Raw genomic sequence first — 12,381 nt, 5'->3', positions numbered from 1 at the left:
TTAGGACAACTGAGTTTGCCGTATCATTCCCATCACGTGTAGCTGCCTTGCTAAATCAACTTGTTCTTTTTCTGCTTCTGTTTTGCGTTTGAATGGTCCAACCACGAGACGATAAATGGTACGGTTGTCGCTTTTATGCTCTTGAATACTAGCTTGGCGACCTTGTAAGATTAACTCGGCTTTCATTCGCTCAGCATCTTCTTTTTTAAAGTACGAGGCGAGCTGAAGTATGTAAGTATGATTGTCTTGTCGGATAGGCGCTAATGGGTTTGCTTCACGTACTTCAATCGTGGATTGCTTTTTATCACTATGATTGCTTGGATTATTGGCAGCCCCTTCTTTTTGCAAGAGGGCATAATATTCAAATTTTGGTTTGGGTAATGTTACTTTTGTCTGGGCTTGTTGAATGGCCGGTTGTTTATTCTCAATCATCACATGATCGAGTTGTCGACCAATAAAATTGATATCAAAAACATGAGCAACAGCATAACCAATCAGGAAGGCTAATACTAAAGATAGCGTGCCTGAGGGTGGCGTTTTTGTTGATGTGCGTTGTGACGTTCTTTTTTTTGCAACCATTTACATGCTCTTAGGTGCACTAACACCCAATAATTGTAACCCATTCGCGAGACAATGCCTAACGGCTAATAATAGGCACATTCTGGCATTGCGTAAATTGATATCCTCACACAAGAGTATGATGGCATTATAATAGCTATGGAGTGCTGTTGCCAATTCTTTCAAATAATAGGCTACCAAGTGTGGTTCACGTAAAACTGCCGCACGCTCAACCACTTCCGGGAAACGGGAAATGGTTTGAATGAGGGTTTGTTCATAATCGCTGTCTAACAGCTGCAAATGATCAAGGCCAAGGTTTTGGTCGACTTGATAACCGCGCTTTTCTAGTTGCGCAAAGACACTGCAGATTCGTGCGTGCGCATATTGGATATAGTAAACCGGGTTCTCATTGGATTTTGACTTCGCGAGTTCTAAATCAAAGTCCATGTGTTGTTCTGCTTTGCGTATGACATAAAAAAAGCGCGCCGCATCGTTACCAACTTCTTCTCGTAGTTCACGAAGGGTCACAAAGGAACCGCTGCGTGTTGACATTTGCACACGTTCTTGCCCTCGGTAGAGGATTGCAAATTGCACCAATAACACATCCATGGATTTCGGATCATGGCCGAGTGCTTCAACCGCTGCACGAATACGACTAACATAGCCATGGTGGTCTGCGCCAAATAAATCAATAATCCGTTGAAAACCACGCTGGTATTTATCCCAATGATAGGCTGCGTCGGATGCAAAATAGGTCACTTGGCCATTAGCACGACGCATGACTCTGTCTTTTTCATCGCCAAAATCCATCGCACGAAACCAGAGCGCACCATCCTGCTCGTAGGTCAGATCTTTGGCGTTAAAATCTGCGATGCAATCATCAATTTTACCCTTGCTCATCAACGATTTTTCTGAGTACCAATGGTCAAAATGAACGCCAAATTCTGAGAGGTCTTCTTTAATGTCGTCTAAAACGTCGGTGAGCGCCTTGTGATGGAAATAGCCAAAGCCTTCCTCGCCAATGGCCTGTTGAGCCGCGTGAATTAACGCATCGATATATTGCTCTTTATCACCACCTTCGGATTCGTCAGCAGGGAGGCTTGGCTTGATTTTAGCCCACTCAACAACATATTGGTCATTGACTTCATCCAGGCATTGTTTAGCAATATCAACGACATAGTCGCCTTGATACCCGTTTCTGGGAAAAGGGAGGGATTCATCAAACATCAGCAGATAACGCATCCATACGCTAACGGCTAAAATATTCATTTGCCGACCGCCATCGTTCACATAGTATTCGCGGGTTACCTCATAACCAGCAAAATTCAAAAGGTTACATAACGATGCGCCGATCGCTGCCCCTCGACCGTGGCCCACATGCAAAGGCCCTGTGGGGTTGGCAGACACGAATTCAACCAGCACACGCTCAGCTTGGCCGACTGTGCTTTCCCCGAAATGTTCCTTTTTATCTAAAACAGTCGCGATAACAGTATTTAAAGAGTCTGCTTTGAGATGAAAATTTATAAATCCTGGCCCAGCAATTTCAACTTTGTGTATTTGTGGGTGATTTGCTAGACGATTAACAATGGTTTGGGCAACCTGCTTGGGTGCTTTTTGGCAGGGCTTTGCCAGTATCATCGCGATATTGGATGCAAAATCACCATGAGAGCTATCACGGCAACGCTCCAATTTAATGGATAACTGTGTTTCGGCCGGAATAAAGCCTTCCACTTTTAATTGATCAATGGTTTGTTCTAACAAGGCAATAAGCTGATCTTTCATGATGATGGCAAACCGGCAAAAGGGTTATTATGCGCTTTTTTAAACCGCATTGCAAAGAAAAAAAAGCCCGGCAATGCCGGGCAAAAGGGAGAACAACAAATTTCAAATTTTCCTAATAGCATCTCAAGTACAATGTGCTACCCATCAAAATAACCACTTCGATTCGGTAACCCCTCATCCGCCCTGCGGGCACCTTCTCCCCATGTCTGGGGAGAAGGAAAAATGAAGGAAGTTATATGAAAGAACGGGCGATCTGATAGGATTATTTTTTCAAGTAAAGGGCGTGCATTTCGCCTACAAAAATATTGAAGTGGTCATAAGTAATGTAGAAATCACCTTGATCACCAATGTAGGGAGACCAGGAGTTTCTGACTTTAAAGACCCCTTTATTGTAATAGCCATTATCATCATAAACGATGACATTATCATCATAGCCTGTGACCACAAGCTCATGACCAGCATAGATATCACCGCTTATTGCGTCCATGATAATTTCAGGCGTGATCATCCAAGTGTCATAGTACGCTTTATGCGTTCCTACCGCCCCTGCAATGCCATAATTGACATCTAAAAGCATGCCAATGCTTAATCGGTGACCTTTGGCTAATTCTTCTTTGGCCATCCAAGCTGGATCAAACATGCCATCTTGATTGGTTAAGCGAATGCCAAAGTCACTCATCAACATATCCCATTGGACCACATCTTTAATGGGAATACTGGCTTTCATATACTCGGCCTTATCCATTGGTCGGCCTTCGCTCATTTCATCATCTTCGGGATAGGTGAACACGCCTGCACAACCATGATATTTTTGATGGTTTTTACTAACAACACCGTATGTCATCATCTGGCTCAACACGATATCACCATAAGAACCATTCCAACCACTGAAAGGAATTTCATCATTGATGGCCAGTGTTGCGCCCAACTCAAGGCTGCAAAGGGGACTAACATAGTCACCAGCACCTAAAGTGGCATTGATAGCACCTGATACCGCAAATGTGACGCAGCTACCATGTGCCCCTTGGTCTAGCACGGGTGTTCCTTCCATCCCTAAATCAACTTTAGGTGGAAGTTCCATGGCAAACTTAGGCACTTTTTGTTGGTAAACGTTAGAAGGGTAGTGCTTTAGTTTCATTTTGATTTTATTGCGTACTTCGGGTGTTAGATTGTATTTGGGTAACTTAAATTTATAGGTTTTTTGCTCTCCATTCTTATCTTTGGCTGGAATCTTGACATCAACTTGTCCAGTAATTTCAAGATGTGACGCAAAAGCAATAGACGTGGAAAGTGTTAAAACAGAAAGGGAAAGAAATTTATTCATAATTACATCCTTTTAAATAGAGCCACATGCATCATATCAACTTTAAATCAATATGCAAGAAAAAAATGACATTTAAATAGTAATACCAATCAGTTAGGCTGACAGGGATTGCTCGCGGGTGGGTATATGCACTTAACGATTAACTAGGTAAAAATAAGGATTGCAAATCATTGGTGAAGCGACGTCCCAATTCAGTGATTTGCCAGTGGTCGTCTTGAAAGTGAATCAGCCCTTTACTGCTTGCACTGTCAAGACCTTCTTTCAGTAAGGATATTTCCAACCCAGTTCGCTCTGCAAATAATGCCAAGGGAATCGGTTGCTGTAATCGAGAGGTATTAAGCATAAACTCAAATAAAATATCGGCTTGTTCCAGCGAATGGGATTGTGCTAGGGTTTCAACCGCCGCTTTTAAATAATCGTTTGGTTGTCGTTTTTTTTGAGTGCGGACAATGGTGGTGCCATCCAGAGAGGTCAACTTGCCATGTGCCCCTGCGCCAATGCCGAAATAATCCCCGAAAGTCCAGTAATTAAGATTGTGTTGCGAGGGGCGTCCTGGCTTGGCAAAGGCGGATATCTCATAGCGATGGTAACCCTGCTGGCTAAGGAGATGAAAGCCCATTTCTTCGATCACAGCACAGGCATCGTCACTGGGGAGGTTGGGGGGCTTTTTATAGAAGAGGGTATTTGGTTCTAACGTGAGTTGGTACCATGAAATATGATTGGGCTGAAAGGCGATGGCTTTTTTTAAATCATCCAACCCTTGTTCAAGGGTCTGATTGGGTAACCCATGCATGATGTCTAAATTAAGGTTGTCAAATCCAGCACTTCTGGCCATATCAATGGCTTTATAGGCTTCTTCGGCATTATGGATTCTTCCTAAATTTTTTAATTGTTGTGGGCAAAAGCTTTGGATGCCTAAGGATAGGCGATTGACACCTGCTTGGCGATACATTAAAAAGCGTTGTTGCTCAGCTGTACCCGGGTTTGCTTCCATGGTAATTTCTAAATTTTGTGTTAAGGGCAACTGTTGGGCGACACCTTTTAGTAATCGGTGAATGGCTTGACCAGACAATAAACTGGGTGTGCCTCCACCCAAAAAAATGGCATCTATTTGCCGAACCCCAAAGCGTAAAATATCTTGTTTTAAATCAGCAAGTAACTTATCGATATACGGATCTTCTTGCCATGTTTCGGGTTTGCGATGAGAATTAAAATCACAATAGGGGCATTTCTGGATGCACCAAGGAATATGAATATAGAGCGTTGTTGGTAGCATTGGATCGTTCGTTATAGCATTTGCTAAATTTTATCATATACCCGTGATCATTCAAAACGCGAGGATTTATGTCAGTGCTGGTGGTAATTTTGGCAGAATTAATTATAATGATTAAGACTTAAATCAGGATAAATTTATGTCCAGAAAAAAACCGGTTTGTCACCAATCTCGAGTGATTGCCCGGTCAAAGCTTTTTAAAATTGAAGCATTGGACTTACAGTTCAGTAACGGCGCTGTTCGACAATTTGAGCGAATCAGCGGCAATGGTCCGGGCATGGGCGCTGTTATTATTATCGCCATAAATGACAATAATGCGTTCTATTTGATTCGGGAATATGCTGCTGGAACCGAAAAATATGAATTAGCCTTTCCGAAGGGATTGATCGATCCAGGCGAAACGATGCTTGAGGCGGCAAATCGAGAGTTACAAGAGGAAGTGGGTTTTGCCGCGCGTGAGTTGAAACTACTTCGCTCAATGAGCTTGGCACCAGGTTATTTTGGTGCGCACATGGATGTTGTGTTGGCCACGGATCTCTACCCCTCCGTGTTACCAGGCGATGAACCTGAACCAATTGAGGTAATTGAGTGGCCAATTGAAACGTCAGAGCAGTTATTGCATGAAGCTGACTTTTCTGAATCCCGCAGCATTGCTGCGTTATATATTGTACAACATTGGTTAAAACAACAATCAGAATAGAAGGAAACATCATGAACCATAAACGCGTTCGAGTCGCAGTCACTGGGGCAGCAGGTCAAATCGGTTATGCTTTATTATTCCGAATCGCCTCTGGGCAAATGTTTGGCCCTAAAGTGGATGTGGAATTGAATTTATTAGAGCTTGAGCAAGCGATGCCAGCCTTAGAAGGCGTCGTCATGGAGCTAGAAGATTGTGCTTTCCCCTTGCTAAAAGCAATTCGCTATACCTCCGATATCAATCAAGCCATGGAAGGTGTGAACTGGGCTTTATTAGTTGGCTCTGTTCCCCGTAAACAAGGCATGGAGCGTTCCGATTTGTTAGAAATTAATGGTGGCATATTTACCAAACAAGGTCGTGCGATTAATGACAATGCCTCTCAGAATGTACGCACATTTGTGGTGGGTAACCCTTGTAACACCAATGCGTTGATTGCTATGAACGCTGCCCCAGATGTTCCAAATGATCGTTTCTATGCCATGACCATGTTAGATGAGCTTCGCGCTCGAATGCAGTTGGCGAAGAAAGCGGATGTTGATATTACTGAAGTCACAAAAATGGTGATCTGGGGTAACCACTCTCCTACGATGTACCCGGATTTCTCCAATGCGATGATTGATGGACAACCGGCTGCAAGAGTGATTGGCGATCAGAAATGGTTAGAAAATGACTTTTTAACCACGGTTCAACAGCGAGGGGCTGCCATTATTAAAGCACGCGGCGCATCATCTGCTGCTTCTGCTGCCAATGCCATTGTTCAAGGGGTCAGTCATCTGATTAATGAAACAACGGCCAATGAAATGTTTTCGATGGCCAAATGTTCACAAGGGGAATATGGCGTGGATGAAGGGTTAATCTTTTCATTCCCCTGTGTGACCACCCATGATAGTTTTACCGATTATTATCACACGAAAGTGGTGGAAGGTCTCACCCTTAATGCGTTTGCTATGGCAAAATTTAACAACACATTAAACGAATTACGTGAAGAACGTGATACAGTTAAAAAGTTAGGACTATTGGGATAATCTTTCCTCCACCGGAATAGAAAAATCATTGGAAATCGTCGAAATCGTTGCCCGCATTAGCGCTGCATAATGCGGGAACACCATTTCGTGCGGATTTAATTGAATCCCAACAAGACTACGTTTTGGCAAATTTTTATGATACCATTGCCGTCAAATTTTCATTGTTTTGTCATTATGGCCCGTTTTTCATCAAGACTATGGATTTTTTTCTCTTTGACGGTCGTTGCGATCATCAGTTGTGTTCGTTTGGGTTTTTGGCAAATGCATCGAGCGGATCAAAAAAGGGAAATGGTTCGACAGCATCAGCAATTAGCGAATGAAAAACCAACGTTTTTATCTAAAAACAGCAAACCTGCGCAGTATCAGCCAATCAAACTAACAGGTCGATATCTGTCGCCGTTGTTATATCTGGATAATCAACATTATCATCATCAGTTTGGTTATGATATTATCTCGCCATTCGAGACCATTGAGGGTTTGATTGTCTTGGTTAATCGTGGTTGGGTAGCTGGTGATGTGACGCGTCAACGATTACCCAAAATTGTAACGCCAACGCAGTCAACAACCCTCAATGGCTATGTGTATTACCCTAAAAACAATTCATGGCGCCTAGGACCGCAGCTTGAGATTCGCCAAGGTGAACGTTATTTATTAGAACAAATCGATATGGATGCGCTTAGTAATTTATTGCCCCAACCGCTGGCTAATTACACGTTGCGGCTAAAACCGGAGGGTGACATTTTCATTCGGGCTTGGCCCATTGTAGCCATGTCACCAAACCGGCATATTGGCTACGCCATTCAATGGTTCGTTATGGCCTTTGGTTTGGGTGTTATGTTGAGTTATTTTATAAAGAAGCAGTATGACGCAAAATCTGAATAGAACCAAGTCAACGGAATTAGCATTGCTATTCCTATTGTTTATTTTGCCAGGGTGCTTAGCCGCATTGCTATATCAGCATCCCCAGTGGCTCGTTGGTCAAACTAGCAATAAGGGTCAACTCGTCTCTCCGTTGATTAAATTAGATAGCCTTACCCAAAAAAAATGGCATTTGTTGCTCGTTTCTGATCAACAGTGCAGCGGGCGATGTTTAGCCATGCTTGATAAATTAGCACGCGTCCGCCTGGCATTAGGGCGACTGTCTCGCGAGGTTGATTTGCGCTTAATGGTCACGGATCCTTCACTGCTTCCAGATAAAATCATACAAAACCAAATGAAAGACATGGCGATGACGAGTCAAATCCTATCTTCGACCGACAGGGAGAATTTATCCATCCGTAATTACCTCAAAGGCTTATTTATTGTTGATCCACACAATTTTATGGTTTTATATTACCCGCTAAATGCCCAACAAAAGTCGATATTCAAAGACTTAAAGCATTTAATCAAACTAGCTGAACAGTAGAGCACCTTATGGTTCAAGATAAGTGGTTAAAATATAGTGTATTTAGCGCCATGCTTTTGGCATTGGTTGTGGTGACGCTAGGGGCTTATACACGATTAACAGATGCGGGTTTAGGATGCCCCGACTGGCCAGGGTGCTATGGGCATATGGTCTTGCCTCATAAAGCAAGTGCCTTGCAAGTCGCTCAGGCTAACTTCCCAGACGTGCCGGTGGAACAAGTGAAAGCATGGACTGAAATGGTCCATCGCTATGTCGCGGGTAGTTTAGCTTTCTTATTATTATTGATCGCAATCCGTGCACTGTACCTTCGCATTCGTGATCGCTTTGCTTATTGGCGAATGCCAGCTATCATCGTTTGTTTGGTTATTTTACAAGCAGCCCTTGGCATGTGGACTGTGACGATGAAATTATTACCTGTGGTTGTTATGAGTCATTTGCTGGGTGGCATGACCATTTTTTCCTTGCTTTGTTACTACAACGTCAAGATTACCAACCCTTCTGATACCCAATTGACGCGGCAATTATATTGGGTATTAGGTGGCATTTTTGTGGTATTTTGCCAAATTGCACTGGGCGGTTGGGTGAGTGCTAATTATGCTGGTATTGCTTGTGTTGGCTTTCCAAAGTGCAACGGATTATGGCTGCCTTCATTGCATCTTGGCCAAGGGTTTAATTTATTTACGTCAATTGGGGAAAATTATCAAGGCGGCCTGTTAGATAGCGAAATACGTGTTACCATCCAGATGATTCATCGTATTGGGGCAATGGTGACAGCGATATATCTGTTTGGCTTGTCAATTTTTATTTATCGAACAAGCCATAATGAGTTGCAACGATTTTGCGCCATCTTTATAGGATTGCTTTTAGTGATGCAAATATGCTTAGGTATCGCCAATGTCATGTATCGACTACCGCTGCCCGTGGCAGTGGCTCATAATGGTGTCGCTGCCATGTTGTTAGCTTCCTTAATGGCTATGCTCGCTATCGTGATGCAAAGGAGGACGGATGATCGTTGATTCGATGCCCAAACTGACAGACTGGCGTGATTATATTGAGTTATGCAAGCCTAAAGTGGTGGCGTTGATGCTGTTAACCATGGTGGTTGGCATGTTCCTCGCCGTACCGGGGGGCATCGCGCCATCCTTATTTTTCAATGCACTTATTGGCGTTGCCTTATGTGCAAGTAGCGCTGCTGCGATCAACCATATGTTAGATCGCCACATCGACACCATCATGGCACGTACTAAAAAGCGGCCGGTTGCTCAAGGCCGAGTCACCGTGAAGCAAGCGCTAATCTTTGCCATTGCTATTGGCGCAATCGGTTTATTTATTTTGACGGTCTACGTGAATCAACTGACCGCAATATTAACGTTTGTGACCTTGATAGGCTATGCGTTGGTATACACGGGTTATCTCAAACGTGCTACCCCACAAAATATCGTTATCGGTGGACTAGCAGGCGCGGCTCCTCCTTTATTGGGATGGACTGCTGTTACCAACCACCTTGATGGCCAAGCCCTTTTGTTAGTTCTCATTATTTTTACCTGGACACCGCTGCATTTCTGGGCGCTCGCCATTTATCGGTTTGACGATTATAAAGATGCCAAAATACCCATGCTGCCTGTGACACATGGCATTGCCTTTACTCGTTTATCCATATTATTATACAGCCTGTTATTGTTTTCAGTGACATTATTACCGTATGCTGTTGGTATGAGCGGTTTGGTCTACGCTGTTGGCGCGACCCTGTTAAGTGGTCGCTTCTTGCAATGGGCTTGGCGGCTGTATCGTCACCATCAACCTCGCATAGCAATGCAGACTTTTCGCTTCTCCATTGTTTATTTAATGATATTATTTGTTCTATTGCTGGTTGATCATTATCTATAGGAATTTGTTATGTCTCTCAATTCAACACGTAAAACGGCGACCGTTGTTGCCTTAATCGGATTGGCAGCCTTATTTGCAGGCGTGTTTCTCTTTCAACATATTCAATTCAAAAAAGAAATTGATCCTAACACCTTTCATGGCACCTATTTAAAGCAGCCTCGGCCAGTTAGCACGTTTGAGCTGACTGGAACCGATGGTCAGACGTTTGATAATGAGCATTTGAAGGGGCAGTGGACCATGGTGTTTTTTGGTTTTACCAATTGTGGTTATGTTTGTCCTACTACCATGGCAGAACTCGGAAAAACGTATCGATTAATCCTGGAAAAGAAAATTCATCCCGCTCCGCGAGTGGTGATGATAAGCATTGACCCTGCCCGGGATAACTTAGAAAAACTAAAGAACTATGTGCTATCTTTTGATAAGCGGTTTTATGGGGCACGGGGCAGCCAAGCTAAAATTAAACACATGACTCGTGAGATGGGCGTGGTTTATACCAAAGTATTGCCCAAGCAAGGGAAACCTGCTGAAAACTATGATATTCAGCATAGCGGGGCAATCATTGTCTTTAATCCCAAAGGTGAATTAAACGCATTTTTCACAGCACCGCACGATGCAGAAGCGATTGCCGAAGATTATCGCAAATTGGTGTCGTAAGTATTGTATTGAGAGACCTAAGAATCGAAGCCCGGATGAAGGCGTAGCCGAAATCCGGGGATCAATCACTCGGCAAAGCCGACTCACTATGGACTATCCGCTTAACCAAATCATCCGCGCCCAACGCTTTGGAAAAATACCATCCTTGAATGTAATCAACTTGGCGCTCTTTGAGGTAGTTAAACTGTTCCTCTGTTTCAACGCCTTCGGCGATTATCTTTAAGTTTAACTGGTTGGCAATTAAAATAATGGGTGGTAGCAAGGCTTCGGTGACAGCACCCGTTCCAATGGCGTGGACATACATCATGTCGATTTTTAGGTAGTCAAGGGGAAAATGGCGTAGATAACTGATGCTTGCATGGCTGGTACCAAAATCATCAATAGCTAATTGAAAGCCCTTGTCCTTCATCGCTTTCATGTGTTGAGAAAGATTCAGCTCCCCACTATCCATAATCGTTCGTTCCGTTACTTCCAGCATGATTTGGCTGGGTTCGATGTCATGCTGCTGGCATAGGGCAATCAACGTTTGTAGCCAAGTTTCATCGGCAAAATGGGCATGACATAGATTAATGCCTAAATGAAATGAACGATTTTCCTGCAGGTAATTGCCTAACATTTGAAACGCGCTCTCAATTAATTGGATCGTTAAGGGCACAATTTGACCGCTGTGCTCTGCTTCCTCGATAAACTGATTGGGCATGATGTGTTCGCCATGCTTATCTTGCCAACGGATTAACAGCTCCGCACCCATGATTTGTCGGGTGTTTGCATCAATGACGGGTTGGAAAACCGGGTAAAACTCCTCGTTGCGCAGTGCCTGTTTAATGATGCTTTCTAAGGAAAAACTACGATTGATATGAAGTAATAGAGCTAATAGAAACAGCCCTGCAACGGCAATGCTTAAAAGTCGCAATGACCACAATTTTTTACTATTGCCACTTTGAATATATGCTTCATCGGCGTCAAGATGGATAAGAATATTGGGTAAGAGTTTTGACGGTTCGGAGCTTTCTAGCGAAGCATGCTGATTTGCATCATTGACCGAGGGGTTTGTTTCGAGGAGGATGCGTTCATCTTTGGTTATTAAAGCGGTACTGTTAATCAAAGGGCTTGGGAGATTAATGGCATTTAATAGCACGGATTTTAGGATATATAATTGATAGGTAATGTCATCATTTCCCGGATATTGGAGGATAAAGAAAGTTTCCTTTGTCTTGGTGTGGGTGACTGGGCCAATTAATTTGGTTGTGTTACCCCTTAATTTGGGCTGAATTAACGTTCGAAATTCGGGGCTAATACACCAGCTCGAAAGGCTTTTGCTTTTTACCGCAATGGTGGACAATTGCGGATTGGCAAAGGCATAATTGCCTAACGCTTCTAGTGTTTTCTTTGAGCATTGATTTAAAGGAGCGATGGTGTTAGTAAGGGTTGGCAATTTATCAACCAGGGATTGTATCTGTGAGTCAAACGATTGGCGGATTTCAGTGTTCAGTTGGTGTAATTCACCGATATAATCGGCATGTCCTTTTTTATGATCGATATATAACAGGACAATAAAGAATATAAAAGAGAGGCTTATTGCGGCTATTTGCCAGGCTTTCTTGCTGCGTTTTACCATGGGTGACATACCTTGCCATGTTTTCATCAATTATCAATTATATACCTGTGATCATTGAAAATGCGAGTTTTCTACTTTTTCTCTTTCGCCCTGCAAAACGTTAACGGCGCATAAATCCTCGCGTTTTGGATGATCATGGGTATAGTTAAAATTTCACA

12 protein-coding genes are annotated in these 12,381 nt (G+C 43.2%); 7 read left to right on the top strand and 5 right to left on the bottom strand.

Translation table 11 applies throughout. The features are described from left to right. The 4 genes from AB3348_RS13890 to hemW all read right to left on the bottom strand — a co-directional run bounded on the left by AB3348_RS13890 (position 1) and on the right by hemW (position 4,940). Positions 1 to 579 (bottom strand): SPOR domain-containing protein, encoded by a 579-nt coding sequence (locus AB3348_RS13890; protein ID WP_367608212.1) that lies wholly within the window; start codon positions 577 to 579, stop codon positions 1 to 3. Then, positions 580 to 2,340, bottom strand: a complete 1,761-nt coding sequence (gene argS / locus AB3348_RS13885; protein ID WP_367608211.1) for an arginine--tRNA ligase — start codon at positions 2,338 to 2,340, stop codon at positions 580 to 582. Between the two features lie 262 nt (positions 2,341 to 2,602). Further along, complete coding sequence (locus tag AB3348_RS13880; protein WP_367608210.1) at positions 2,603 to 3,664, bottom strand: hypothetical protein; 1,062 nt, start codon at positions 3,662 to 3,664, stop codon at positions 2,603 to 2,605. 139 nt (positions 3,665 to 3,803) lie between these two features. Further along, positions 3,804 to 4,940: a radical SAM family heme chaperone HemW gene (hemW, locus tag AB3348_RS13875; protein WP_367608209.1), complete on the bottom strand. Its 1,137-nt coding sequence runs from the start codon at positions 4,938 to 4,940 to the stop codon at positions 3,804 to 3,806. A gap of 136 nt (positions 4,941 to 5,076) precedes the next feature. Here hemW and nudE point away from each other — a divergent pair, with 136 nt between their 5' ends. From nudE to AB3348_RS13840, 7 genes are all read left to right on the top strand, one after another. After that, complete coding sequence (gene nudE / locus AB3348_RS13870) at positions 5,077 to 5,637, top strand: ADP compounds hydrolase NudE (RefSeq protein WP_367608208.1); 561 nt, start codon at positions 5,077 to 5,079, stop codon at positions 5,635 to 5,637. 11 nt (positions 5,638 to 5,648) lie between these two features. After that, entirely contained in the window at positions 5,649 to 6,659 is a 1,011-nt protein-coding gene (locus tag AB3348_RS13865) for a malate dehydrogenase (RefSeq protein ID WP_367608207.1), read from the top strand. Between the two features lie 135 nt (positions 6,660 to 6,794). Beyond that, the gene (locus AB3348_RS13860) at positions 6,795 to 7,541 is read left to right on the top strand and encodes an SURF1 family protein (protein ID WP_367608206.1); all 747 of its coding nucleotides are present in this window, start codon (positions 6,795 to 6,797) and stop codon (positions 7,539 to 7,541) included. Then, positions 7,522 to 8,064, top strand: coding sequence for a hypothetical protein (locus AB3348_RS13855; protein ID WP_367608205.1), 543 nt, complete (start codon positions 7,522 to 7,524; stop codon positions 8,062 to 8,064). Before AB3348_RS13860 ends, AB3348_RS13855 begins: the two co-directional genes overlap by 20 nt. A gap of 8 nt (positions 8,065 to 8,072) precedes the next feature. Further along, positions 8,073 to 9,080, top strand: a complete 1,008-nt coding sequence (locus tag AB3348_RS13850; RefSeq protein ID WP_367608204.1) for a heme A synthase — start codon at positions 8,073 to 8,075, stop codon at positions 9,078 to 9,080. Continuing rightward, a complete protein-coding gene (gene cyoE, locus AB3348_RS13845; RefSeq protein WP_367608203.1) occupies positions 9,070 to 9,951 on the top strand; it encodes a heme o synthase in 882 nt (293 codons plus the stop codon). The genes AB3348_RS13850 and cyoE overlap by 11 nt, the downstream gene beginning before the upstream one ends. Before the next feature lie 9 nt (positions 9,952 to 9,960). Next, positions 9,961 to 10,605 carry an SCO family protein gene (locus tag AB3348_RS13840; RefSeq protein ID WP_367608202.1) on the top strand — a complete coding sequence of 215 codons (645 nt, stop codon included), beginning with the start codon at positions 9,961 to 9,963 and terminating at the stop codon, positions 10,603 to 10,605. A gap of 61 nt (positions 10,606 to 10,666) precedes the next feature. Here the strand turns inward: AB3348_RS13840 and AB3348_RS13835 are convergent, their stop codons facing one another. Beyond that, positions 10,667 to 12,250: an EAL domain-containing protein gene (locus tag AB3348_RS13835; protein WP_367608201.1), complete on the bottom strand. Its 1,584-nt coding sequence runs from the start codon at positions 12,248 to 12,250 to the stop codon at positions 10,667 to 10,669. Positions 12,251 to 12,381: the final 131 nt, after the last annotated feature.

This window comes from Legionella sp. W05-934-2 (assembly GCF_964199965.1).
Classification (GTDB): Bacteria; Pseudomonadota; Gammaproteobacteria; order Legionellales; family Legionellaceae; genus JAFIFT01.
The sequence above is the reverse complement of the archived record's forward strand: the minus strand, read 5'-3'. Positions and strand labels throughout refer to the sequence as shown.

Coding starts and splice junctions, on each gene's coding strand:
- AB3348_RS13850 (WP_367608204.1), top strand. CDS start 8,073: ATGGTTCAAGATAAGTGGTTAAAATATAGTGTATTTAGCGCCATGCTT.
- hemW (WP_367608209.1), bottom strand. CDS start 4,940: ATGCTACCAACAACGCTCTATATTCATATTCCTTGGTGCATCCAGAAA.
- AB3348_RS13840 (WP_367608202.1), top strand. CDS start 9,961: ATGTCTCTCAATTCAACACGTAAAACGGCGACCGTTGTTGCCTTAATC.
- AB3348_RS13860 (WP_367608206.1), top strand. CDS start 6,795: ATGATACCATTGCCGTCAAATTTTCATTGTTTTGTCATTATGGCCCGT.
- cyoE (WP_367608203.1), top strand. CDS start 9,070: ATGATCGTTGATTCGATGCCCAAACTGACAGACTGGCGTGATTATATT.
- AB3348_RS13865 (WP_367608207.1), top strand. CDS start 5,649: ATGAACCATAAACGCGTTCGAGTCGCAGTCACTGGGGCAGCAGGTCAA.
- AB3348_RS13855 (WP_367608205.1), top strand. CDS start 7,522: ATGACGCAAAATCTGAATAGAACCAAGTCAACGGAATTAGCATTGCTA.
- AB3348_RS13835 (WP_367608201.1), bottom strand. CDS start 12,250: ATGAAAACATGGCAAGGTATGTCACCCATGGTAAAACGCAGCAAGAAA.
- AB3348_RS13880 (WP_367608210.1), bottom strand. CDS start 3,664: ATGAATAAATTTCTTTCCCTTTCTGTTTTAACACTTTCCACGTCTATT.
- nudE (WP_367608208.1), top strand. CDS start 5,077: ATGTCCAGAAAAAAACCGGTTTGTCACCAATCTCGAGTGATTGCCCGG.
- argS (WP_367608211.1), bottom strand. CDS start 2,340: ATGAAAGATCAGCTTATTGCCTTGTTAGAACAAACCATTGATCAATTA.
- AB3348_RS13890 (WP_367608212.1), bottom strand. CDS start 579: ATGGTTGCAAAAAAAAGAACGTCACAACGCACATCAACAAAAACGCCA.